The sequence below is a fragment of the Paenibacillus sp. USHLN196 genome (genome assembly GCF_037144955.1).
In the GTDB taxonomy this organism is placed as follows: Bacteria; Bacillota; Bacilli; order Paenibacillales; family Paenibacillaceae; genus Paenibacillus; species Paenibacillus xylanexedens_C.
This window is the reverse complement of sequence record NZ_JBBCYH010000013.1, coordinates 111,423-134,153: the sequence shown is the minus strand read 5'-3', so window position 1 is coordinate 134,153 and position 22,731 is coordinate 111,423. Positions and strand designations below refer to the sequence as shown.

Annotated in this window: 24 protein-coding genes; all 24 read left to right on the top strand. The window is 44.9% G+C overall.

The features are described 5' to 3' along the window. The first annotated feature begins 3 nt into the window (after window positions 1-3). The 24 genes from fliG to WFI24_RS26235 all read left to right on the top strand — a co-directional run bounded on the left by fliG (window position 4) and on the right by WFI24_RS26235 (window position 22,723). Entirely contained in the window at window positions 4-1,020 is a 1,017-nt protein-coding gene (gene fliG / locus WFI24_RS26350; protein ID WP_047842476.1) for a flagellar motor switch protein FliG, read from the top strand. Next, on the top strand, window positions 1,013-1,876 hold the full coding sequence (locus WFI24_RS26345; protein WP_336764933.1) for a FliH/SctL family protein: 864 nt from the start codon (window positions 1,013-1,015) through the stop codon (window positions 1,874-1,876). Before fliG ends, WFI24_RS26345 begins: the two co-directional genes overlap by 8 nt. After that, window positions 1,863-3,182 (top strand): flagellar protein export ATPase FliI, encoded by a 1,320-nt coding sequence (gene fliI / locus WFI24_RS26340; protein ID WP_036609365.1) that lies wholly within the window; start codon window positions 1,863-1,865, stop codon window positions 3,180-3,182. The genes WFI24_RS26345 and fliI overlap by 14 nt, the downstream gene beginning before the upstream one ends. An 11-nt stretch (window positions 3,183-3,193) precedes the next feature. Then, entirely contained in the window at window positions 3,194-3,646 is a 453-nt protein-coding gene (gene fliJ, locus WFI24_RS26335; protein ID WP_307413693.1) for a flagellar export protein FliJ, read from the top strand. 43 nt (window positions 3,647-3,689) lie between these two features. Further along, complete coding sequence (locus tag WFI24_RS26330; RefSeq protein WP_336764932.1) at window positions 3,690-4,631, top strand: MotE family protein; 942 nt, start codon at window positions 3,690-3,692, stop codon at window positions 4,629-4,631. A 38-nt stretch (window positions 4,632-4,669) separates the two neighbouring features. Next, window positions 4,670-6,058 (top strand): flagellar hook-length control protein FliK, encoded by a 1,389-nt coding sequence (locus tag WFI24_RS26325; RefSeq protein ID WP_336764931.1) that lies wholly within the window; start codon window positions 4,670-4,672, stop codon window positions 6,056-6,058. A gap of 19 nt (window positions 6,059-6,077) precedes the next feature. Beyond that, complete coding sequence (locus tag WFI24_RS26320; RefSeq protein ID WP_336764930.1) at window positions 6,078-6,635, top strand: flagellar hook capping FlgD N-terminal domain-containing protein; 558 nt, start codon at window positions 6,078-6,080, stop codon at window positions 6,633-6,635. Window positions 6,636-6,685: 50 nt separating this feature from the next. Further along, a complete protein-coding gene (locus WFI24_RS26315) occupies window positions 6,686-7,015 on the top strand; it encodes a TIGR02530 family flagellar biosynthesis protein (protein WP_440131260.1) in 330 nt (109 codons plus the stop codon). Between the two features lie 81 nt (window positions 7,016-7,096). Then, on the top strand, window positions 7,097-7,912 hold the full coding sequence (gene flgG / locus WFI24_RS26310; protein WP_145318904.1) for a flagellar basal body rod protein FlgG: 816 nt from the start codon (window positions 7,097-7,099) through the stop codon (window positions 7,910-7,912). 66 nt (window positions 7,913-7,978) lie between these two features. Beyond that, window positions 7,979-8,200 (top strand): flagellar FlbD family protein, encoded by a 222-nt coding sequence (locus WFI24_RS26305; protein ID WP_024630220.1) that lies wholly within the window; start codon window positions 7,979-7,981, stop codon window positions 8,198-8,200. Then, window positions 8,200-8,658 carry a flagellar basal body-associated FliL family protein gene (locus WFI24_RS26300; RefSeq protein ID WP_145318901.1) on the top strand — a complete coding sequence of 153 codons (459 nt, stop codon included), beginning with the start codon at window positions 8,200-8,202 and terminating at the stop codon, window positions 8,656-8,658. The genes WFI24_RS26305 and WFI24_RS26300 overlap by 1 nt, the downstream gene beginning before the upstream one ends. Window positions 8,659-8,697: 39 nt before the next feature. Next, on the top strand, window positions 8,698-9,696 hold the full coding sequence (gene fliM, locus WFI24_RS26295; protein ID WP_145318898.1) for a flagellar motor switch protein FliM: 999 nt from the start codon (window positions 8,698-8,700) through the stop codon (window positions 9,694-9,696). Next, a complete protein-coding gene (gene fliY / locus WFI24_RS26290; RefSeq protein ID WP_336764929.1) occupies window positions 9,686-10,957 on the top strand; it encodes a flagellar motor switch phosphatase FliY in 1,272 nt (423 codons plus the stop codon). The genes fliM and fliY overlap by 11 nt, the downstream gene beginning before the upstream one ends. A 28-nt stretch (window positions 10,958-10,985) precedes the next feature. Next, the gene (locus tag WFI24_RS26285; RefSeq protein WP_017689175.1) at window positions 10,986-11,351 is read left to right on the top strand and encodes a response regulator; all 366 of its coding nucleotides are present in this window, start codon (window positions 10,986-10,988) and stop codon (window positions 11,349-11,351) included. A gap of 11 nt (window positions 11,352-11,362) precedes the next feature. Beyond that, complete coding sequence (locus WFI24_RS26280; RefSeq protein WP_336765005.1) at window positions 11,363-11,899, top strand: flagellar biosynthetic protein FliO; 537 nt, start codon at window positions 11,363-11,365, stop codon at window positions 11,897-11,899. Then, entirely contained in the window at window positions 11,896-12,651 is a 756-nt protein-coding gene (gene fliP, locus WFI24_RS26275) for a flagellar type III secretion system pore protein FliP (protein WP_145318890.1), read from the top strand. Before WFI24_RS26280 ends, fliP begins: the two co-directional genes overlap by 4 nt. Before the next feature lie 25 nt (window positions 12,652-12,676). Continuing rightward, entirely contained in the window at window positions 12,677-12,946 is a 270-nt protein-coding gene (gene fliQ, locus WFI24_RS26270) for a flagellar biosynthesis protein FliQ (protein ID WP_076330675.1), read from the top strand. 10 nt (window positions 12,947-12,956) lie between these two features. Continuing rightward, window positions 12,957-13,745 carry a flagellar biosynthetic protein FliR gene (gene fliR / locus WFI24_RS26265; RefSeq protein WP_336764928.1) on the top strand — a complete coding sequence of 263 codons (789 nt, stop codon included), beginning with the start codon at window positions 12,957-12,959 and terminating at the stop codon, window positions 13,743-13,745. Window positions 13,746-13,768: 23 nt separating this feature from the next. Further along, on the top strand, window positions 13,769-14,851 hold the full coding sequence (gene flhB, locus WFI24_RS26260; protein ID WP_336764927.1) for a flagellar biosynthesis protein FlhB: 1,083 nt from the start codon (window positions 13,769-13,771) through the stop codon (window positions 14,849-14,851). A 25-nt stretch (window positions 14,852-14,876) separates the two neighbouring features. Then, window positions 14,877-16,910, top strand: a complete 2,034-nt coding sequence (gene flhA, locus WFI24_RS26255; protein WP_336764926.1) for a flagellar biosynthesis protein FlhA — start codon at window positions 14,877-14,879, stop codon at window positions 16,908-16,910. Continuing rightward, on the top strand, window positions 16,907-18,259 hold the full coding sequence (flhF, locus tag WFI24_RS26250; RefSeq protein WP_336764925.1) for a flagellar biosynthesis protein FlhF: 1,353 nt from the start codon (window positions 16,907-16,909) through the stop codon (window positions 18,257-18,259). The genes flhA and flhF overlap by 4 nt, the downstream gene beginning before the upstream one ends. Further along, window positions 18,256-19,143 (top strand): MinD/ParA family protein, encoded by an 888-nt coding sequence (locus WFI24_RS26245; protein WP_076208891.1) that lies wholly within the window; start codon window positions 18,256-18,258, stop codon window positions 19,141-19,143. The genes flhF and WFI24_RS26245 overlap by 4 nt, the downstream gene beginning before the upstream one ends. Window positions 19,144-19,175: 32 nt before the next feature. Beyond that, window positions 19,176-20,618 (top strand): chemotaxis-specific protein-glutamate methyltransferase CheB, encoded by a 1,443-nt coding sequence (gene cheB, locus WFI24_RS26240; protein WP_336764924.1) that lies wholly within the window; start codon window positions 19,176-19,178, stop codon window positions 20,616-20,618. A gap of 32 nt (window positions 20,619-20,650) precedes the next feature. After that, window positions 20,651-22,723: a chemotaxis protein CheA gene (locus tag WFI24_RS26235; RefSeq protein WP_336764923.1), complete on the top strand. Its 2,073-nt coding sequence runs from the start codon at window positions 20,651-20,653 to the stop codon at window positions 22,721-22,723. The last annotated feature ends 8 nt before the right edge of the window (window positions 22,724-22,731 follow it).

Here is a 22,731-nt window from a genome sequence, read left to right as displayed (position 1 = left end):
GCATTGGCAAAGGCAAGCAGTCAAGGTTTGACTGGCAGACAAAAAGCAGCAATATTGTTGATTACATTAGGTCCGGAAGTATCGGCTCAGATTTTCAAACATCTGCGTGACGAAGAGATCGAGCAACTTACGTTGGAGATTGCCAACGTTCGCAAAGTTGATTCTTCTGAAAAGGATATGATCATGGCCGAGTTTCACCAGATCTGTCTGGCGCAGGAATATATCTCTCAGGGCGGTATCAATTACGCCAGAGAAATTCTGGAGAAAGCTCTGGGTTCATCAAAAGCACTTGAAGTCATTAATCGTTTGACAGCTACGCTGCAAGTTAGACCATTTGACTTTGCGCGCAAAGCAGATCCGAATCAAATTTTGAACTTTATTCAGAATGAAAGCCCGCAAACGATTGCCCTGGTTCTGTCTTACCTGCAATTCGAACAGGCAGCAGCGATTCTATCATCCTTGCCACAAGAGAAACAGGCAGATGTCGCTCGCCGGGTGGCTGTTATGGATAGTACTTCGCCGGAAGTCATCTCTCAAGTGGAGCGGGTTCTGGAACAAAAACTATCTTCTACCGTAACGCAGGATTACACGAATGCGGGTGGTATTGAATCGATCGTTCAGATTCTGAACGGAGTCGATCGGGGTACAGAGCGTACCATTTTGGACTCGCTCGAGATTCAGGATCCGGAGCTTGCAGAGGAAATCAAAAAACGCATGTTTGTATTCGAAGATATCGTCAATGTGGATGATCGTTCGATTCAGCGCATTATTCGGGATATCGACAACGCAGATTTGCAGCTGGCACTCAAAGTGGCAAGCGAAGAAGTTCGGGATGCCGTGTTCCGGAATATGTCGAAACGGATGTCCGAGACATTCAAAGAAGAGATGGAATTCATGGGACCTGTGCGATTGCGCGATGTTGAGGAAGCTCAGACACGTATCGTAGGAACGATACGCAGATTGGAAGAAGCCGGTGAGATCATTATCGCACGCGGTGGAGGAGATGATATCATTGTCTAATTTGATTAAGTCTTTCCAGTATGTACCGGTTGATGACCGTAAAAGACTTGAGAATCATCATCATTATGGTGGTGCCGAAGAGTCTGAAACGGAATTAAATGGTATGAGTGCTGAAAGTTCTGAAGCAGAAACGCTTCAAGCACGCGTGGACGAAGAAACACAACGTCTTACCGCAGAGATGCTGGAAGATGCCAAGGAGTTTGCAGAAAAGCAAGTACGTGAAGCTTCGGAAGAAGCAGAGCGCATGCTTCAAGAAGCCCGTGAACAGATCGATAGCTGGTGGCAGGAACAACGACAACAGGATGAACATCTGACCGAAGCACTTCGTTCACAAGGTTTCCAACAGGGTTTTGAAGAAGGCAAAGTACAAGCTGAACTGGATCTCCAGGTGCAGATCGAAAAGATGATGAATGAAGCCCAGGAAGTTCTCCAGGAGGCTTATGTAGCAAAAGATCAGATCATTCAGGAAGCGGAGCCATTCCTTGTGGATCTCGCTTGTGGGATTGCTGAGAAAGTCATTGATAAGCAACTTACCATTGAACCCGATCATACCTTGGAACTGATTCGACAAAGTTTGTCACGTAAACGTGAGCAGGGTTTGATCACACTTTGTGTGGCTCCTGATCAGTTTGCATTTGTACAGGCAGCTCGCGAAGAATTATCTCTGTCTATTGACTCTCAAGCAGAATTGCAGATTTTGCCCGATTCCACGGTCAAAGATAAAGGATGTGTTATCCGTTCTTCGTTCGGAAGTGTAGATGCAAGAATTGATACACAGCTTGCTGAAATAAAAAAAGAACTGGTCCGCATAGCACTTGAGGATGAGGAGCGAAGAAATCAACATGAAGGTTCTTAGTTCACAGCGATATATGGAACATTTGCGGCAATTTGATCCCGTTCGCATTAACGGCAAAGTTACTCAGGTCATTGGTCTTATGGTTGAGTCAGAAGGGCCAGATGCAAGTATCGGTGACGTATGTTACATCTACCCTGGTAAATCGGCCAAACCTCTACAAGCCGAAGTCGTTGGGTTTCGAGATAACAAAGTGCTGCTTATGCCACTGGGTGAACTTCAATCCATCGGTCCTGGTTGCGATGTAGTAGGTACTGGTAAACCACTCGGAGTTCAGGTAGGCTCCGAATTGCTTGGTAAAGTGCTGGACGGACTTGGGCAGCCGCTAGACGGTTCCCTCCTCCCATCCAGAATGCCGATGTACTCTACCTCCAATACACCGGTTAATCCAATGGATCGTCCGCGTGTACTTGAAACCATGGGTGTTGGTGTAAGAGCTATCGACGGATTGTTGACCGTAGGTAAGGGACAGCGTGTAGGTATTTTTGCCGGTTCTGGTGTTGGTAAGAGTACGTTGATGGGCATGATTGCTCGCAATACAGCAGCAGATGTCAATGTCATCGCGCTTGTGGGTGAACGTGGACGTGAGGTTCGGGACTTTATCGAACGGGATCTGGGTCCAGAAGGATTGGAACGTTCCGTAGTAATTGTAGCAACATCAGATCAGCCTGCCCTGATTCGTATCAAAGGAGCGGTTATCGCAACCACCATTGCAGAGTATTTCCGAGATCGTGGAATGAACGTGATGCTTATGATGGATTCGGTTACTCGATATGCGATGGCTCAAAGGGAAGTCGGTTTGGCTGTAGGTGAACCTCCGGCAATGAGAGGATATACTCCATCGGTATTTGCGAGTTTGCCCAAACTGCTTGAACGGGCAGGCACAGGGCCTACGGGTTCGATTACAGCCTTTTACACCGTTCTGGTTGATGGGGATGACATGAACGAACCGATTGCCGATGCAGTGAGGGGTATTTTGGATGGCCACATTGTGTTAAACCGATCCATTGCGAATAAAGGTCATTTTCCGGCAATTGATGTACTAGCCAGTATAAGTCGTGTCATGAAGGATATTGCTCCGGAAGAGCAGCTGGAAGCCGTTAATAATATGAAGCGTTTGATGGCTGTGTACAAAGAGTCGGAGGATTTGATCAATATTGGAGCTTATCAGCGAGGCTCAAATGCAGCGATTGATGAATCAATAGACCAGATTGATAGTATATGGAACTTTACAAAGCAGAAAGTCGACGAGAAAGTCACCTTAAGTGAAGTGCAGGAACGTTTGATTCTTGAATTTGCAAGGAGATGAATGGTTAAGAGATGAAATTTCGATATCATTTCCAGAAAGTTGTTGACCTGAAGAGTAATGAAAAAACACAGGCAGAGTGGATGTTATCCACAGCGATCGGAAAGCTTCAGACGGAGGAAGAGCATCTGATACAACTTCTGAACGATAGAAATAATCTGGTCGGGATTATCCAATCTGCTACGGAAAATACAGCGTCTGTAAACAGTCTGCAGGAGATGCAGCGTTATGTACATCATCTTGACGAGTGCATTTCACGTAAAAACAATGATGTTAAACATGCTCAGGTCAATGTGCAACGGAATCAGACGTTTCTGAACGGTAAGATGGTTGATGAAAAAGTATGGCTTGGAGCGAGAGACAAGGCCAAGATCAAATTTCAGCAGGAGATGCTCCTCCGGGAACAGAACGATCTGGACGAGATGGCTACTGTACGCTTCGCTGCCAAAGCCGGACGCGCGAATTGATGTGAGCCGGACGCGAAGTTGTCTCGTGAAGGAGGAATGAACGATGGCTGTTAAAGACGATAGCGACATGGAAAAAGAATCGGGAGGCGGCTGGGAAAAATTTCTCATGATTTCCATTCCGATTGTATTCACCGTAGTATTGCTGGGCGTATTGCTTACGCTTTTTAATGTAGATATTCGTAATAATTTATTTGAATTTGCTAACAAGATTCCGGTAGTTAAGGAATGGGTACCTGATCCTGTGCTGGACCCTGAGAAAGATAAGCTGGAGAAGAGTGAGCAGCAGGTAGAAAGTGCTGAAGCGACAATCGAAAAGCTGAAGTCCCAAGTTACGGCAAAAGAAACAGAACTTAAGGTAGCACAGGAAGCGACAACAACTGAAGCGAAGAAAGCAACAGACCTTCAGAAGAAGTTGGATGATGCGGAGAAAGCTGCTGAAACGGCTACGGCAGCAACGCCAGAAACGGAATCCGATTATCAAAAGCAAATAAAAGATTTAGCTAAAATGTATGCGGACATGAGTCCGAGCAAAGCTGCACCGATTCTGCAAAATATGACGAATGAAGAAATGGTCCTGTTGTTGAATGCCATGCAATCATCTGCTCGGACGAAAGTGCTTGAAAAAATGGACCCAAAAACAGCAGCCGATGTGACCATGATGATGAAGGATGCCAAACCATCCGGTGATCTGGCGCTGGATGCACTGCAATCCAGATTGAAGAAAGAAACCGAAGCAACATCAACTGCATCAACAACCACGAGCAAGAACCTGGATAAAAACCAGCTTAGCCAAACATTTGCTTCGATGTCTGCTTCAAGTGGTGCCAAGCTACTATTGGAAACGTACAAGTTGAGTCCTGACAAAACTTTGACCATCCTGAATTCGGTAGATGACGCAACACGCTCTCAATTGCTTGAAAATATGTCTTCAGAGGATTCGGTTGAAACTGCAAAAATTTTGAACAGATTAATGGGCAACAAGTAAATCTGTTTCAGGTGATATCTGAGAGGAGGTGAAAATAAATGTCGATCGTATATCAAATGACATCCACAGCATCTACAAAGGCCACAGGGACAGGACAGACAACTGGAGCGCAATCGAAAGGTTCAGCTACAGGAGCCAGTGGTGAATTTCTGCAAACTCTTGCACAATCGTTATCTGGAGGAAACACAGAAGGTGATGGTTCAAGCGCTACTGGAAGTTTAACTGCTAATCCGCTGGTGTTTTCCTTTGCTCCAAGTGAAGACGGAGAAACGACCTCCATCACGGACATTCTGAATTCATTGTTTTCGGACATGGATTCACTTGACGAGGCATTGGAAAATGATCCATCTTTACTCGCAGGTCTGCAGACCCTGATTCAACAGATGTATGCACAACTAAATGATACTTCAGGTACTAATACAGAAGGTTTTGACGAGTCTGCGGATGGAGCGGTAAGTGCAAGTGTAGTACCTGCGATTGAATTGTCGCAGCATCCAGCAGCAGTACGCTTTGTTTTGCAGGATATGCTTACACAGTTAGTAACTGCGATAAATGAACCAGAGAGTACTGTTGCGAAGAACGCTCCCGAATTCAAGCATTTGCTGCAATCTCTACAGAGTCAGCTTCAAGAGGCTGGAATGGATACCACGAGTAACAAGGGATGGACTGAACTGAAGTCCATATTGGATACATTGACTGCGGTTAAGGATCAGGCTGTACAAGTCGCTCCAACTACTTCACTTCAAGCGTCCAAACAGGATTCAGTCACACCTCAAGTTCTTGTTGCGGCAGCAACAAATGCTGGAATTCAGGTGAAAGGTGACACAGATACGGCATCTGCTTCAAACACAGGTGGAGAACTGGATCACTCAACCATCATTACGGCAGGAGAACTGTCCTTGCGTACATCAGGTACAACAGCAGGGAAACCGGCTGAACCTGTAATGCAGACTTCACAATTTGCCAAAGAAATGACACAATTTGTTGTTAGCAAGCTGGATATTGTACAACAAAAAGGTTTTTCCGAGGCAACCATCTCACTTCGTCCAGAGCATTTAGGTAAATTGGATGTACAAATCACCTTGCAGAACGGGCAATTGGTTGCACGGTTTATGACAGAGCATACGATGGCCAAAGACATGCTTGAACAACAAATGATGCAGCTGCGTTCTTCACTTCAAGCTCAGGGGATTCAAGTTGAACGACTTGAGGTTACGCAGAACAGTTCAATCGGATCACAGATGTATCAGGATGGCGGCCGTCAATCGGGAAGTAACTCTCAGCAGCAACGTCGTTCACGTGAACGTGAGGAACAATCGGATGATGCTATAGCTACCGCGGGTATACAGGAAGAATTGCGTAATTGGCGCAGCGAGCAAGTAGAAGGAAACGAATTACAGAGAGATACATTTAGTGCAGAGGCTTAAACAGAAATGAGGTGAGTAAATGGCTACTGAAATTGTTTCAACAAATAATACTTGGCCGAACTATTCCGCAGCTAATAAAGCTACAACAAGTGCTGCAACAAAAGAATTAGGCAAAGATCAATTTCTAAAAATTCTGATTACCCAGCTGCAGAACCAAGACCCTATGCAGCCGATGGAGGATAAGGAATTTATCGCCCAGATGGCACAGTTCAGCTCAGTGGAACAACTGGTCAATATTTCAACTCAACTTAAAACGTTGAATCAGTCACTTGGTGCTGTATCCGGTATGATTGGTATGGAGGTAAGTTGGCTTTCTTCTAATAAAGCGGACAACGGAACTCTTCGTCAGGGTATTGTGGATTCCATTATTGTAAGAGATAGCGTTCAATACGCGAAAGTGGGCAATGACGAGATTAAGCTGGATGAGATTATTCAGGTGAATTATCCAAAACAGGCAGAAGAGAATCAAACTCCGGTACAGAACGTTCAGGATATAACCCCTGAATCGAACGAGAGCCAGGAAGCTGAATCAGCTGCTGAGACGGGTGATACGGAAGATAGCGGGAAAACGGTATGAGTGATCGCATAACGGTTGGACAATTATATGCAGGCTCGATTACGCCAAATATGCTTCAAAGACCCAAAACGGGAGAAGCCTCAGCTGCACCCGAAAAACCTTTTGCAAAGGTGCTTGAAGATAATCTTCTGAAATTGAGCAATCATGCTGCCAAACGTTTGGAACAGCGTGGTATTGAACTCAAAACGGAGCAAATGGAACAAATTGGTTCTGCTTTGGACAAAGCTGCTGCCAAAGGAGCCAAAGAGTCTCTGATTTTGATGCAGGATATGGCCTTTATCGTCAATGTCAAAAATCGTACAGTGGTTACAGCTATGGATAGTGAAAGCATGAAGGATAATGTGTTCACTCAGATTGATAGTGCCGTAATCATTTCTTGACCGGTTGGCCCTTCTCGGGAGCCGGAATGCCGCTGACCGACTGATGCGGTAACCAAATGAAGACTGGGAGGATTTTTAAAAATGTTGAAATCAATGTACTCAGGCGTTTCCGGGATGCGGGGTTTTCAAACCAAACTCGACGTAATTGGTAACAATATTGCGAACGTAAACACCGTTGGCTTCAAAGGCAGTCGGGTTATGTTCAAAGATATTATGAGCCAAACTACCGCAGGTGTTACTGCCCCTGGAGATGAAAACGGTGGTGTGAATGCGAAGCAGATTGGACTAGGTGTTTCTGTAGGTTCAATCGATACATTGCATTTAGCAGGTAGTCCAATGACGACTAATAATCCGACCGACCTGCGTCTTAATGGTGATGGATTTTTCCTCGTAACACTTGGTGGTGAGCAGGAAGTACCCTTTTTGACTCGTGCAGGAGATTTTCATGTGGATGCTAACCGTAACCTAGTTACTTCGGATGGTTTGTTCGTTGTTGATGGTGGTGGGGAACCTATCACACTTGACGAAGCTGTCGTGTCATTTACAATCGGTCAGGATGGCTTCATCAATCAGACGATGGATGACGGAACAACTGAAGCTGGTGCTCAATTGGGCATAGGCAAGGTAACAAACCCTGAGGGTCTCGAAAAAATCGGCGGTAACTTGTATCGCATAACGGCCAATGCTAACGCTGATGGCGCATTCGATATTGTAACTGCTAACAGTACTGAGTTTGGAACAGGTGCCGTCATTGCTGGACAACTCGAGATGTCAAACGTGGATTTGACTAGTGAATTTACAGAGATGATCGTAGCTCAACGTGGATTCCAGGCAAACTCCCGGATTATTACAACGTCGGATGAAGTACTTCAGGAAGTTGTTAACCTGAAACGTTAATAGCTGATTAGTGATTTAAAAACGCGGGGGAGCTTGCTCCTCCCACTCTGATCGAGGGGGCTTAGCATGATTTCGGTTACGCGGTTAAATGGTTCTCCCATGTGGTTAAATGCGCTGATGGTTGAAATTGTCGAAGAGACACCGGACACGTATATTACTCTGGTAACTGGAAAGAGACTGATTGTGCTTGAGAAAGCCGATGAAGTTATTTCCAAAATTAAAGATTACAACCGTGAAATCGGGGTTCAGGCAGCCACTATCAAAGTGCAGCAAACGGAGGAATCCTGATGAAAAAGATGATGCCCTGGCTAGCAACGATGTTGTTAGCAATAACACTCATTGTGGTGGTTGTATTTGTATTTATGCAAGGACAGAATTCGAAGAATGACACACATACTGCTGCAGCTTCTGAACCCAAGAAGATGACTGCGGATGAGATTGTAGAAGTTTCCTCAGAGCTTGGTGAAATTAAAACCAATTTGGCTGATACAGACCATGTTGTAGTCGTCAGCTTTTCATTCAAGTTGTCTGACGTAAAAGCCAAGGAAGATTTTGAGAAAATCAAAGAAATTACGGTGAAGCCTATTATCATTCAGACGTTTGCGGATACCAAGTCTGAGGAACTCGCTACAGCGAAGGGCAGAGTACAATTTAATGAGAGATTGACCGGACTTATTAATGAAGCTTTACCTGAAGGCAAGTTGAGCAGCACAAGTTTTTCAGCTTTTGTGATGGCGCCAATGTAATGAACAGAACACGCTGTAGACCTGTAAGGGGGTGAGAACATGGTGGATGTATTATCACAAAATGAGATTGACGCCCTATTAGCAGCCCTTTCTTCTGGTGAAATGGACGCAGAAGAATTGAAGAAGGAAGAAACTCAGAAGAAAATTAGATCGTACGATTTTAAGCGGGCAGTGCGTTTTTCCAAAGACCATATTCGAAGCTTGACTCGTATTCACGAAAACTTTGCACGCTTTCTCACCACTTATTTTTCAGCCCAACTGCGGACGTTCGTTCAAATCAATGTCGTTCAGGTCGAACAGTTGCCTTATGATGAGTTTATCCGTTCTATTCCTAAAATGACGATATTGAATATTTTTGAAGCGGAGCCACTACAGGGACGAATGGTGATGGAAGTCCATCCCAATGTGGGATATGCAATGTTGGATCGCCTGCTTGGTGGAACCGGAAGTGCTCCGACCAAGATCGCATCGATGACGGAGATTGAGACGACCATCATGGAGCGGATATTCAGCCGTGCGTTTGAGAGTTTGCAGGAAGCATGGAAGACCGTGCTAGATATTTCCCCGAGGATGGAAGCGCTGGAGACGAATCCGCAATTTATGCAGATTGTATCTCCCAATGAGACCATTGCTCTGATCTCGCTCAGTACCAAAATTGGTGACACGACAGGCATGATCAATCTATGTATACCGCATGTCGTTCTTGAACCTATTATGTCACGGTTGTCAACTCATCAGTGGTTTGTTTCGGAAAAGAAAACGAGAGCTCCGGAAGAATATGAAGCTCTACGCGAGCGTGTGAACAAAGCCAAATTACCCGTCGTAGCGGAATTGGGAGAATCCAGAATTTCAATTGCAGAATTTTTGGGTCTGTCTGTTGGTGATGTCATTACATTGAACAAACCAGTTGATGAGGGGCTTTCCATTAAAGTGGGTGACAAACTGAAGTACATGGGCAGTCCGGGAACAATCAAGGACCGTGTGGCTGTGCAAATAGACGAGATTGTCACCGAAGGAGTTGAAGAATTTGACGAGTAAGGATTATTTATCCCAGGAAGAAATCGATGCTTTGCTGAGGCAATCGGAATCGATAAACAGCTCGGAACCTGCTGAGAAGACGGTTGATGATTTTTTGACCGAGCTGGAACAGGACGCCTTGGGGGAGATTGGTAACATTACATTTGGTAGCGCGGCAACAGCTTTGTCCACGCTATTGGGCCTAAAAGTAGATATTACAACACCTAAGGTTTCCATCATTAGTCGAACGCAGTTTGAAGAAGCGTTTCCCAAGCCGCATGTTGCCGTTCATGTGAATTACGTGGATGGATTCGAAGGTATTAACTCGCTGGTCATCAAGAAGAGAGATGCTCAAGTCATCGCTGATCTGATGTTGGGTGGGGAAGGAAATCCGGTTGATGAAGAACTGAATGAAATCCATATAAGTGCCGTACAGGAAGCGATGAACCAGATGATGGGTTCATCCGCTACTTCTATGTCTACGATCTTCAATCGTTTTGTGAATATCTCGCCTCCGGGAATCGATATTCTTAATTTGGAGAGTGGCGAGGGTGTAAGTAATCTTCCAGAAGATGAAACCCTGATTCAAGTTTCATTCCGTTTGTTAATCGGAGACCTGATTGATTCCAATCTGATGCAGTTGCTTCCCGTGCATTTTGCCAAAAACATGGTTGAGATGCTGATTGGAGGCGCTCAGGAGTCAACTGCCAGCGCACCAGTGGCATCAACACCTGAACCTGCACCAGCTGTTGTACCAGCAACGCCACCACCGGTTGCGGAGCAACCACCCGTTCAGCAACAGGCTCCACAGGCTCCACAACAGCCTGTTCAGGACTACAACGGATATGGACAGGCTCCAATGGGTATGCCGCAAGGAATGCCGCCACAGCAGCCGTATGGCATGCCGCCGCAGCAACCTTATGGTACACCTCAACATTACGGTGGAATGCCAAATAGGAATGTTAACGTACAGCCAGTTCAATTCGCCAATTTACAAAATGGAGCGTATGGTCAGGTAGACGAAAACAATTTGAATTTATTGATGGACATTCCCCTTAAAGTCACCGTAGAATTAGGAAGGACCCAGAAGCAAATTAAAGATATATTGGAACTGTCACAGGGATCAATTGTCGAACTGGATAAGTTGGCCGGTGAACCTGTCGATATTTTGGTGAATAACAAACTGATTGCCAAGGGAGAAGTTGTCGTTATTGACGAAAACTTTGGTGTTCGTGTTATAGATATCGTTAGCCAATGGGACCGAATTCAGAAATTACAATAAGCACAATTTAGGGAGGACTTGAATCAAGATGGCAAACCGAATTTTAGTCGTAGACGACGCTGCATTTATGAGAATGATGATCCGGGACATTCTGTCCAAAAATGGTTATGAGGTTGTTGGTGAGGCGCAGGATGGCTCACAAGCAATTGAGAAATTTAAAGAGCTTCGTCCGGATCTGATCACAATGGATATTACTATGCCTGAGATGGATGGCATTGCAGCATTGAAAGAAATCAAGAAGATTGATGCTAACGCAAAAGTGATTATGTGCTCTGCGATGGGTCAACAAGCGATGGTAATTGACGCCATTCAAGCAGGGGCCAAAGATTTCATCGTTAAACCTTTCCAATCTGATCGGGTTATCGAAGCAATTAGCAAGACACTGGGCGTTTAAGAGACATGATGATGGCTCAGGGTGATTTTCCAGAAGGAGCTGGCGCGGGAGCCAATTATTATTTACAGCTTGTATGGGTGATTGTTGTCCTGGCCGTCATCCTGGTCCTTATTGTTTATCTGATCCGTTTTTTAAACAAACGGAATCAGCAAATGTTCCGGCACGGCACAATTCGTACCTTGGGCGGGGTTGGACTGGGACAAAACAAGTCGCTGCAAATTTTAGAAATTGGTGGAAGTGTATATCTGCTTGGTGTAGGTGAAGACATCCAGTTGATAGATAAGGTTTCGGATCTGGAAGAGGCGCAAAGAATCATTGAATCATTCGAACGAGATGCTGCTGCTCAACAAGGGAATCTCTCGCCTCTCATTACCAAGCTCGCAAAACGCTTCCGTAAAGATGAACCGCCGCGGGAAATGGAACTGGAGGACACAACTTCTTTTCACGAAATGTTTGAATCCAAACTTCGGCAGATGCCTAACCGTAAAGAGAAGATGGAGAAGCTCCTGGATAAAGACAATACTACAGATCGGTCGAGGGATTCATGAAGAAAAAGATTTGGTTAGCGTGTTTTTTGATGGGACTTATCAGTCTGGCATCGGTCACGGTTGCCTTTGCCGAACCCATTCCGAATATTGATATTCAAATCGGAAATGGTGATGGTGGGACACCAAGCACGAGTTCACTGTCCATTATTCTGTTAATTACGGTGCTCAGCATTGCACCGGCAATGCTAGTGCTGATGACCAGTTTTACTCGGATTGTGATTGTGCTAGGTTTTGTACGTACCTCTTTAGGTACACAGCAAATGCCACCCAATCAGGTGCTAGTCGGTTTAGCGCTATTTCTGACACTTTTCATTATGTCGCCCACGTTGTCTTCCATAAATCAGGTAGCGCTTCAGCCCTACCTTCAGGGAGAACTTACACAAACGGAGGCGCTAGAAAAAGCAGCGGATCCCATAAAGAAATTTATGTTTACTCACACGAGAGAAAAGGATCTATTGCTGTTTATGAAATATAATCAGACTGAACAGCCCGAAACCTATCAGGATATTCCAATTACGGTTATGGTACCGGCATATGTAATCAGTGAGTTGAAGACAGCATTCCAGATGGGGTTTATGATTTTCATTCCGTTTCTGGTTATAGATATTGTTGTCGCGAGTACACTCATGGCAATGGGGATGATGATGCTTCCGCCGGTCATGATTTCATTACCTTTTAAAATACTACTTTTTGTCCTTGTGGACGGGTGGTATCTGGTAGTCAAGTCACTGTTGCTGAGTTTTAACACTTGAGCCGGAAAGTTAAAGGAGGACGGTCATGACTTCGGAATTTATTATCGGTCTGGCCGGGAAAGCGGTATACACTTCATTGCTGGCCAGTGCACCTATGCTTATACTAGCTCTGGTTGTAGGACTTGCAATCAGTATTTTTCAAGCGACCACTCAAATTCAGGAACAAACACTAGCTTTTGTACCCAAGATTGTTGCCGTACTTCTGGCAGTACTTTTGTTTGGACCATGGATCTTGAATATTTTAGTCGATTTTACGTACAACATCCTCGATAATCTATACAGATACATAGGGTAGGCTTTAGCAGATGGAGACATTGTTGCAAAGTTTCCCTGTCGCTCTGCTTATGTTTTGTCGAATTACATCATTTTTTGTAACCGCACCGGTGTTCTCAGCTCGAAATGTGCCAACTTCAGTTAAGATTGGTATCTCTGCATTTGTAACATTATCTGTCTATCTGATCTATGGAATAGACCAGAAGGTGCCGACAGACCTGAGTTATGTTTTGCTGATCATCAGAGAGATTCTAATTGGTTTGATCTTAGGTTTTGTGGCTTATCTATTGATGACGGCTGTACAGACTGCAGGGACTTTTATCGATCTTCAGATTGGGTTTGGTATGGCCAATGTATTTGATCCGATGACAGGAGCCTCAGCACCACTTACGGGTAACTTGAAGTATGCATTTGCCATGCTACTGTTTCTAACGATGAATGGACACCATTATTTGTTGGACGCGATAGTCTACAGTTACCGGTGGGTTCCGTTATCGAATGTATTTTTCCTACGGTTGGCAGACGGAAGCATTGCTGAATTTTTGGTTCGGACATTAGGGCAATCCTTTATGTTAGCTTTCCAGATGTCGGCTCCGATTGTAGTTGCGTTGTTTTTGACGGATGTGGGTTTGGGTTTTTTGGCCAAAACAGCTCCTCAATTTAATGTATTTGCTGTCGGATTACCGCTTAAGTTACTCGTTGGTCTTGCTATTTTGCTTTTGCTGGTTCCCAGTTTCTCCTTTGTATTTGGTCAATTGTTCGAAGCGATATTTAGATCGATGGAAAAATTGCTTGGAACCATTGGACAAAGGCCGGGCTGAGTGAAACGGAGGATAAGATTCGGATGAAACTTCAACTTGACCTCCAGTTGTTTTCAGGGGAGAAGACGGAGAAAGCTACCCCGAAAAAGAGACAGGATGCACGTAAAAAAGGACAGGTTGTCAAAAGTATGGAGATATCCGGTGCTTCGATTCTCCTGTTCTCGTTTTTGATCTTGACAGTTTTCAGTGATTTTTACAAGGAACGTACAGTTCGGCTGTTCACGGATATCTTTATCAATCGGCTGAGTATGGATATTAACAGTGAGAATGTAATGACGCTTATGATGCGTTATGGTATTGAAGTGATGTTACTGCTTGCTCCTGTATTGTTGGGAGCGGTAGTAGTTGCCTTGATCGTTAACTACATGCAGGTTGGTTTTCTTCTTGTGGGCGAAGGACTGAAGCCGAAACTGGAAAAGTTGGATCCGATCAAAGGATTCAAAAATATTTTCTCTATGCGTTCATTGGTTGAGTTTGCTAAGTCCATTTTGAAAATGTCCATTATCGGCTATCTTGTTTACAGCACAATTATTAGCTACCAATCTGATATTGCCTCACTGTCTCACTTTTCATTGGATGCTATTTTACACTTTGCTGCTACCATCACGTTAAGTCTAGGTGTTAAAATTGCTGCTGCACTTATCATACTTGCGATATTCGATTACATGTATCAAAAGTATGATAATGAGAAAAAACTCCGAATGTCCAAGCAAGACATTAAGGATGAGTACAAGAAAATGGAAGGTGATCCGCTGATCAAAGGTAAAATTCGGGAACGCCAGCGTCGTATGGCTATGCAGCGTATGATGCAGGAAGTGCCGAATGCGGATGTAATCATCACGAACCCGACCCACTTTGCGGTTGCGTTAAAGTATGAAGGTTCCGAGATGGAGGCTCCGCAGATTATTGCCAAAGGTCAGGATTATGTCGCCTTGCGTATTAAGGAAATTGCCAAAGAAAACGGTGTTATTACGATGGAAAACAAGCCGTTGGCACGGGCTTTGTTCCAGAGAGCCGAGATTGGTGACGCCATACCGTCCGATTTGTTTCAAGCGGTAGCCGAAGTGCTGGCTTATGTATATAAACTAAAGGGCAGAACGAAATAAAAGGGGATCGGAGGCCGTACATTCATTGAAAATTAAAGATATAGCTGTCCTTGCGGGTATCATTGGCATTGTGTTAATGATGATTCTCCCGATCCCGCCCTGGCTGTTGGACTTGTTGCTGGTCGTGAATATTTCAATTGCTCTGATGATACTCCTTGTTGCCATGAACAGCAAGGAAGCGTTGCAGTTTTCTATTTTTCCAGCTTTGCTGTTGATCACTACACTATTCCGACTGGCACTGAACATTTCGACAACCAAATTAATCCTTGGTGATGGGGATGCCGGAGCTGTAGTTGCAACCTTTGGTAGCTGGATTGCTGGTGGGCAAATTGCGATTGGATTTATCGTGTTTTTGATCCTGGTTGTCGTTCAGTTTATCGTTATCACCAAGGGTTCGGAGCGTGTAGCTGAAGTAGCAGCCCGATTCACCCTTGATGCGATGCCAGGTAAACAAATGAGTATTGATGCCGATCTGAATGCGGGCCTGATCAACGAACAACAAGCTCGTGAACGTCGTTCCAAAATAGAACGCGAGGCCGATTTCTACGGAGCAATGGACGGAGCAAGCAAATTTGTCAAAGGCGACGCAATTGCAAGTATTATCATCCTCCTGATCAACCTCATTGGTGGATTTATTATCGGTATGACTGTACATGGGATGGCTTTTGCAGATGCAATGTCAACGTACTCTGTTTTGACTATTGGAGATGGGTTGGTAAGCCAAATTCCTGCTCTCCTTATTTCCACAGCAGCAGGGCTTATCGTCACCAGAGCGTCGTCAGAAGGAAACTTGGCAGATGATATTACGGGGCAATTGTTTACATACCCGATCCTCATTTACATTGTAGCTTTCGTTATTGCCATGCTCGGTTTCTTCACACCGATCCATGTTATGACTACACTTCCGTTGGCGGGTGTGTTGGCATTTGCCGCATGGCGCATGCAGAATAATCTGAACTTGAAACAGGAAGCGGAAGAACAGTTGGAAGAAGAACAGCAGATTGAAGAGGTCAGAAGTCCTGAAAGTGTAATTAACCTGCTTCAGGTTGACCCTATTGAGTTTGAATTTGGGTATGGTTTGATCCCGCTCGCTGATAACCAGCAAGGGGGGGACTTATTGGATCGGATCATTATGATTCGCAGACAGTGTGCTCTTGAACTGGGCTTGGTCGTTCCGGTGATTCGGATTCGGGATAATATCCAGCTCAGACCCAATGAGTATGTTATTAAAATCAAGGGTAATGTGGTAGGCGGCGGAGAACTGTTGTTGAATCATTACCTTGCCATGAGTCCTGGTTATGAAGAGGAGTCTGTGACGGGGATTGAAACGACAGAGCCGGCGTTTGGGCTTCCGGCACTATGGATTGATGAAGTAACCAAAGACAGAGCGGAACTTGCAGGATATACAGTCGTAGATCCACCTTCTGTTGTTGCTACCCATCTGACGGAACTGATTAAGAAACATGCACATGAGCTGCTTGGAAGACAAGAGACGAAAGCACTTGTTGATAATCTCAGAGAAAACTATTCTGCGCTGGTGGATGAACTGATTCCTTCTCTACTCTCCATTGGTGATGTGCAAAAAGTACTTGCCAAGTTATTGCGTGAGAAAGTATCGATCCGTGACATGGTAACCATCTTCGAGACACTGGCTGACTACGGAACGTATACAAAGGACCCTGATGTGTTGACTGAATATGTCAGACAATCCCTCTCACGTCAGATTACTCAGCAGTTCTCACAAAAAGGTGAGACACTTCGCGTGATCACGGTTGGACCTGGTCTTGAGAAGAAAATTGCTGAAAGTGTACAACAATCGGATCAAGGAAGCTATCTTGCGCTAGATCCTGTATCTACACAGAGTGTGTATCAGAAGCTAAGTGAACAAGTGAACCGTTTGATTCAATCGGGGCAGCAACCTGTTGTATTAACTTCTCCAACCATTCGGATGTATCTGCGTCAGGTTATTGAACGTACTATGCAGGACATTCCTGTACTTTCCTACAGCGAGTTGGAGCCGAATGTTGAAATTCAAAGTATCGGGGTGGTGAACTTATGAGAGTAAAACAATACGTTGTTGAGACCATGCCCGAAGCTATGCTTCAAATTCGCAAAGACCTGGGAAGTGATGCCGTCATTCTGTCCACCAAAGAGATTAAGGTGGGCGGTGTGATGGGAATGTTCCGCAAAAAACGGATCGAAGTTGTAGCTGCAGTGGATAAAGAAGAAAACAAGCAAACGACGAAGCCAGTACAAAATCACTTTACACCTGTACCTCGTGCATTTGTACCTGAGGCCTATCGGCAAACAGCTCGTTCGTTTGTTGCGGCTTCTGATGAGTCGGCTACAACGAATACAGCTGATCAGAATGCTCAGGAAAAATCTGTGGCTGCGCCGTCTATGTTTGAATCGAGTAATATTGGTTCAAACATAGACAGCGGCTCAGGTTCTTCGAGTACGGATCATAAACCGCGACCGCAAGGGGCGGATTTTTCGGGTTTAACTACTGCCACGAAGCAAACGGGCTCAGATCTGCAGCAGGATAAGTTAATGACTGAATTGCAGGATCTTAAACAAATGGTAACCAAGCTTTCCAAGCAAGGTACTTCTGCGGACCCTGTGCCAGAAGCATTGCAATCAATCAGAGAACGTTTGACAGAACAAGATGTTTGGCCTGAAGTATGGGAATCATGGTTCGATTCGATTCAGGCAAAATTTTCTGAGGATGGATTGAATGAACAGGAAGCAGAACAAGCGGTAAAACTTGAGGTCATGCACTTTTTGGAACAACGTATCGAAGAGGGTATTCTACCTACCACACGAATCGTCTACGTAGCTGGACCAACCGGTGTAGGAAAAACCACGACAATAGCGAAATTGGCTGCTGAACAGATGTTCAAAAAACAGCGTAAAGTTGGATTTATTACATCAGATACGTATCGGATCTCGGCAGTAGAACAGCTTAGAACCTATGCATCCATTCTGAATGTACCACTTGAGGTGGTACAATCGCCCGGTGATACGCAGCGTGCAATTTCTCGATTAGGGAATTGTGACTTAATCTTTATGGATACTGCAGGTAGAAACTACAGAAATGAATTACTTGTCTCTGAACTGCAAAGTTTGCTTGCTCCTGTAGAGAATAGTGAAACTTTTCTGGTGATGAGTATGACTTCCAAAAGTGCTGATATGGTTCAGATCACCGAACATTTCAGTAAATATGGTCTGGACAAGGTGATTTTCACCAAAATGGATGAGACCGGAAGCTGTGGTCCGTTATTTAACCTGTTGCATCGTTTTCCACTCAAGCTCGCATATGTGGCTAATGGACAAAATGTTCCGGACGATTTGTTGAAGCCGGATGCAGATTCGTTGTCTAAACAGTTGCTGGGAGAATGGTCACAATGAAGGATCAGGCAGCTGCACTTCGAAGTATGGTCTCCGCGCCATTGGAATTGGAAGGCATTGAGCGAGATATTCGATCCTCGAAAATCATTACTGTGGCCAGTGGTAAGGGAGGTGTTGGTAAATCCAATTTCACACTGAACTTCGCCTTGGCATTGCAGGCTTTGGGGCAAAAGGTACTTGTATTTGATGCTGATATTGGAATGGCTAATATTGATGTTCTTATGGGTACGTCTTCTTCCTATAATCTTTACCACCTGTTGTACCGACATAAATCCATAAGGGAAATCATACAACTGGGTGCCAGTGGCTTGCCTTACATTGCTGGGGGATCAGGCATGAAAGAGTTGTTCTCATTGTCTGATCGTGATCTGGAGTTCTTCGCCAGTCAAGTCGAGGATATTGCCCAGGAAATGGATTATGTCATCTTTGACACTGGGGCAGGACTCTCCAGAGAGAATATGAAGTTCATCGGTGCTGCTGATGAATGCCTGATTATAACTACACCTGAACCGACTTCAATAACCGATGCTTATGCTTTAGTCAAAGTTATGCACGGCCAGGAAAATGCTACGCCCTTTCGGATGATCGTTAACCGGGTGGAAGACGAACGAGAAGCGGAACGGGTGGCAGATAAAATAGCTGGAGTGGCGAGGCGGTTTTTGCAGACGGATATTCCGCTGCTTGGGTATATTTCAGAAGACGCCCAGGTAGTCAAGGCGGTTAAAAGGCAAATGCCCTATAGTCTGGCTTATCCGAATGCCAAAGCCTCCAAAGATATAGAGAAACTTGCTCTTCGTTATCTGGCTGTACCTGCAACTCCGGGATCCGGAACCTTGACAGGAATCAGGGGATTTATGAATAAGTGGCTTAAACGGACAACATGATTTCTGAATAAAGGAAACAGGGGTGACACAACATGGCGGCGTATCAAGTTTTGGTTGTCGATGATTCCGCTTTTATGCGTAAGATTGTTACGGATTTGATCCAGGCGGATCCGGAATTCAAGGTTACAGCAACGGCATCAAACGGTAGAGAAGCGATTCAAAAATCGCTAGAATTGAAACCCGATATTATCACAATGGACGTTGAGATGCCCGAAATGAATGGGTTGGATGCATTAAAATCAATTATGAAGGATTCCTTCGTTCCTGTGATTATGCTCTCTGGTATCAATGAACAGGGCATGAAAGAAACCATTATGGCGCTTGAAGCAGGGGCATTTGACTTCATTCGCAAACCATCTATTTCACATGACCAGGATATTGCTCAAGTCGGTAAAGCCTTGGTTGAGCGCATGCGTGCTGCGATGAATGAGATCAAAAGAAAAGCTGATCGTGAGTTATCCATGAAAAATAGAGACATGTTGCGAGGAGCGGTTGCTCCCCCAACTCAGCCAGTGCAGAAAGAACTGCCGGCTAGGGATCGAGCGGAACCTGTGAAAAAAACGATCGAACCTGTCCAGACGATTCAACACTCTCTTCGAGAGCGGACTGAAGCTTTTCAGGACAAATCAAAGAAACCAATTGAACCATTGTCACCTTCAAAACCAAGTCGCGTAGAGAACAAACCAGAGCCTTTGCCGAAGGCTGAGCGTAATTTGGGGACGAAGGCAGAAAAAGCAGTGAGGTCAGCTAATCCGGTACAGACTCCAAAGGAAGTTCGACTACCTAATGCAGCTAGAGTGGCAGCCGATCAAATAGCGGCAACTTCTGCCTCTGCAAAAGCCAAGGATGTAATCAAGCCTAATCCTGTCCCCAAAGGTGGAGGGGGGCTGGAAGGACCATTCAACAAACTTGTGGCAATAGGTTGTTCTACGGGTGGACCGAGGGCTCTCAAAACATTGCTTGAGCAGTTGCCTGCTGATTTGCCTGCACCGGTTATTATTGTGCAGCATATGCCGCCCAACTTCACACGTTCTCTGGCTCAACGATTAAATACATTCAGTCCACTGCATGTGGTTGAAGCTGAAGAGGGCATGGTTCTGAAAAAAGGAACCGCCTATATAGCACCCGGCGGATTCCATGTGAAAGTTAACAAAACAGCAGACGGGAAGTTTATCGTGAAGCTGACTGAAGATCAACCAGTGAATGGCCATAGACCTTCAGTGGATACGATGTTTGAGTCACTTCTGCCGTTTACATCTTTACAAAGGCATCTTGTTTTGCTCACGGGAATGGGAAGTGATGGAGCACGTATGATGAAGAGATTATACGAAGCTGGAGTTACATCAACCTTTGCCGAGAATGAAGAAACATGTGTTGTATATGGTATGCCGCGTTCTGCTGTAGAGCTGCAATGCGTTCGTCATCTTCTGCCATTGCAGGAGATTGCGTCTAAACTTGTTCAAGCAGTGAAATAACGGAGTGTAACTCACGGAGGAGGTGCCTCACAATGGACATGAACCAATATTTATCCATGTTTATTGATGAGTCTAATGATCATCTGCAATCCCTTAACGAAAACATGCTTCAACTTGAAGGCAATCCGGAAGACCTGGGCATAGTTCAGGTTATATTCCGCTCTGCTCATACCTTGAAGGGTATGGCAGCAACTATGGGCTTTGAAGATTTGGCATCACTGACACATAAAATGGAAAATGTGTTGGATCTGGTTCGTAATGAGAAGTTGAAAATGCAGGATTACATTTTTGATACCATGTTCAAGAGTCTGGACGCTTTGGAAACCATGGTTCAGGATATTACCGAGGGTGGACAAGGTAAAGCAGATGTTTCGGCAATCGTAGCTTCACTTCAGGCCATTGAAAATGGTGAAATGACAAACGGAGACGGACCTGCTACAGAAACAAACAAGCCGGCTAACGCTTCAATCTCTTCGGCTGTGGAGCTGGATGAATTCCAATATTCAGTGCTGGATCAGTCGATCGCCGAAGGTCATCGTGTGTTCTACGTGGATGTGCTTGTTAGCGAACATAGCCAGTTAAAAGGTGTACGGGCTTATATGGTCTTTGATATGCTGGAACGTTCAGGTGAAGTCGTTAAGGCTTACCCATCCGTTCAGGATATTGAGCAGGAGAAGTTTGAGCGCAGTTTCTCGTTGTATTACATAACAACTAAAGAGGCGCACGAACTGGAAGAAGGCATCATGAGTATCTCCGAAATTGAAAGTGCGAAGCTCATTCAACTGGATCAGGAGACTCTTCAGCAGATGGCCAATCAGGTCGCAGCTACAGTTGAAGCGCCACCCGCACCAACAGCTGTAGCTGAGGTTGCTTCGCCGGATAAGAATTCTGTACCGAAAGAAGAAGCCACAACGGCACCAGCTAAAACAGCTGCACCGAAGCAAGCTGCTGCACCTTCACGTACCATTCGTGTGGATATTGAACGTCTCGACGTATTGATGAACCTGTTCAGTGAATTGTTGATCGACCGTTCACGTCTGGAGCAATTGGCCAGTGAGACAGGCAACAATGATTTATCTGATACGGTAGCGCATTTAAGTAGAGTTAGCACAGATTTGCAAAACATTGTATTGAAATTGCGGATGGTTCCAGTAGATACCGTATTTAATCGATTCCCGCGCATGATCCGTGATCTGGCTAAGACACTTGATAAAAAAATTGATCTGGTGATTACTGGTGCTGAGACGGAACTCGATCGTACGGTAATCGATGAGATTGGTGATCCACTCGTGCATTTGCTGCGTAACGCGGTTGACCATGGTGTGGAATCCATTGCAGAGCGTGTAGCAGCAGGAAAACCAGAGATGGGTACAGTAAACCTGCGCGCTTTCCATAGTGGAAATCACGTATTTATCGAGATTGAAGATGATGGTAAAGGCATCTATCGCGACAAGCTTTTGCAAACCGCGATCAAACGTGGCGTTGTAACCGAAGAACAAGGTGCCAAGATGAGCGACGATGAAGTGAATCAACTGTTGTTCGCACCTGGTTTTAGTACTGCCGATGTTATCTCTGATATCTCTGGTCGGGGCGTAGGTCTGGATGTAGTAAAATCTAAAATCACATCGCTTGGCGGTAATGTAACGATTCATTCGACTCCAGGTAAGGGTACGAATTTCTCTGTTCAGCTTCCGTTGACTCTTTCCATTATTGCTGCAATGCTTGTTCGACTCGGTTCAGAGAAATACGCTGTTCCATTGTCCTCCATTGTAGAGACAGCAATTGTACAGCGTGGACAGGTTCGTAATATCCATGGCAATAAAATGATCACATTCCGTGAATCACTTATTCCATACTTGTCCTTGAGCGAAGTTTTCTCTGTACCGGATTTCAATGATGCTGATGAGCAGGAAACCGAAATTGTCGTGATTCGCAAAGGTGACCGTCTTGCAGCGGTAGCTGTTGAGGAATTTATTGGACAGAGTGAGATTGTTCTCAAATCAATGGGAACCTATCTTCCTGCTATTGAAGGAATCTCTGGAGCAACCATTCTCGGAGATGGACAAGTAGCCCTGATTCTTGATCCTAATGCATTTATTAAATAAGCATATAG

What these genes read in the sequence shown, in the direction of transcription:
- WFI24_RS26280 (WP_336765005.1), top strand. Translation starts at nt 11,363, where the DNA reads ATGGCTCAGGGTGATTTTCCAGAAGGAGCTGGCGCGGGAGCCAATTAT.
- WFI24_RS26330 (WP_336764932.1), top strand. Translation starts at nt 3,690, where the DNA reads ATGGCTGTTAAAGACGATAGCGACATGGAAAAAGAATCGGGAGGCGGC.
- flhB (WP_336764927.1), top strand. Translation starts at nt 13,769, where the DNA reads ATGAAACTTCAACTTGACCTCCAGTTGTTTTCAGGGGAGAAGACGGAG.
- WFI24_RS26245 (WP_076208891.1), top strand. Translation starts at nt 18,256, where the DNA reads ATGAAGGATCAGGCAGCTGCACTTCGAAGTATGGTCTCCGCGCCATTG.
- fliI (WP_036609365.1), top strand. Translation starts at nt 1,863, where the DNA reads ATGAAGGTTCTTAGTTCACAGCGATATATGGAACATTTGCGGCAATTT.
- fliP (WP_145318890.1), top strand. Translation starts at nt 11,896, where the DNA reads ATGAAGAAAAAGATTTGGTTAGCGTGTTTTTTGATGGGACTTATCAGT.
- WFI24_RS26235 (WP_336764923.1), top strand. Translation starts at nt 20,651, where the DNA reads ATGGACATGAACCAATATTTATCCATGTTTATTGATGAGTCTAATGAT.
- fliR (WP_336764928.1), top strand. Translation starts at nt 12,957, where the DNA reads ATGGAGACATTGTTGCAAAGTTTCCCTGTCGCTCTGCTTATGTTTTGT.
- fliM (WP_145318898.1), top strand. Translation starts at nt 8,698, where the DNA reads ATGGTGGATGTATTATCACAAAATGAGATTGACGCCCTATTAGCAGCC.
- WFI24_RS26325 (WP_336764931.1), top strand. Translation starts at nt 4,670, where the DNA reads ATGTCGATCGTATATCAAATGACATCCACAGCATCTACAAAGGCCACA.
- WFI24_RS26285 (WP_017689175.1), top strand. Translation starts at nt 10,986, where the DNA reads ATGGCAAACCGAATTTTAGTCGTAGACGACGCTGCATTTATGAGAATG.
- WFI24_RS26320 (WP_336764930.1), top strand. Translation starts at nt 6,078, where the DNA reads ATGGCTACTGAAATTGTTTCAACAAATAATACTTGGCCGAACTATTCC.
- flgG (WP_145318904.1), top strand. Translation starts at nt 7,097, where the DNA reads ATGTTGAAATCAATGTACTCAGGCGTTTCCGGGATGCGGGGTTTTCAA.
- fliQ (WP_076330675.1), top strand. Translation starts at nt 12,677, where the DNA reads ATGACTTCGGAATTTATTATCGGTCTGGCCGGGAAAGCGGTATACACT.
- WFI24_RS26305 (WP_024630220.1), top strand. Translation starts at nt 7,979, where the DNA reads ATGATTTCGGTTACGCGGTTAAATGGTTCTCCCATGTGGTTAAATGCG.
- fliJ (WP_307413693.1), top strand. Translation starts at nt 3,194, where the DNA reads ATGAAATTTCGATATCATTTCCAGAAAGTTGTTGACCTGAAGAGTAAT.
- cheB (WP_336764924.1), top strand. Translation starts at nt 19,176, where the DNA reads ATGGCGGCGTATCAAGTTTTGGTTGTCGATGATTCCGCTTTTATGCGT.
- WFI24_RS26300 (WP_145318901.1), top strand. Translation starts at nt 8,200, where the DNA reads ATGAAAAAGATGATGCCCTGGCTAGCAACGATGTTGTTAGCAATAACA.
- WFI24_RS26315 (WP_440131260.1), top strand. Translation starts at nt 6,686, where the DNA reads ATGCTTCAAAGACCCAAAACGGGAGAAGCCTCAGCTGCACCCGAAAAA.
- flhF (WP_336764925.1), top strand. Translation starts at nt 16,907, where the DNA reads ATGAGAGTAAAACAATACGTTGTTGAGACCATGCCCGAAGCTATGCTT.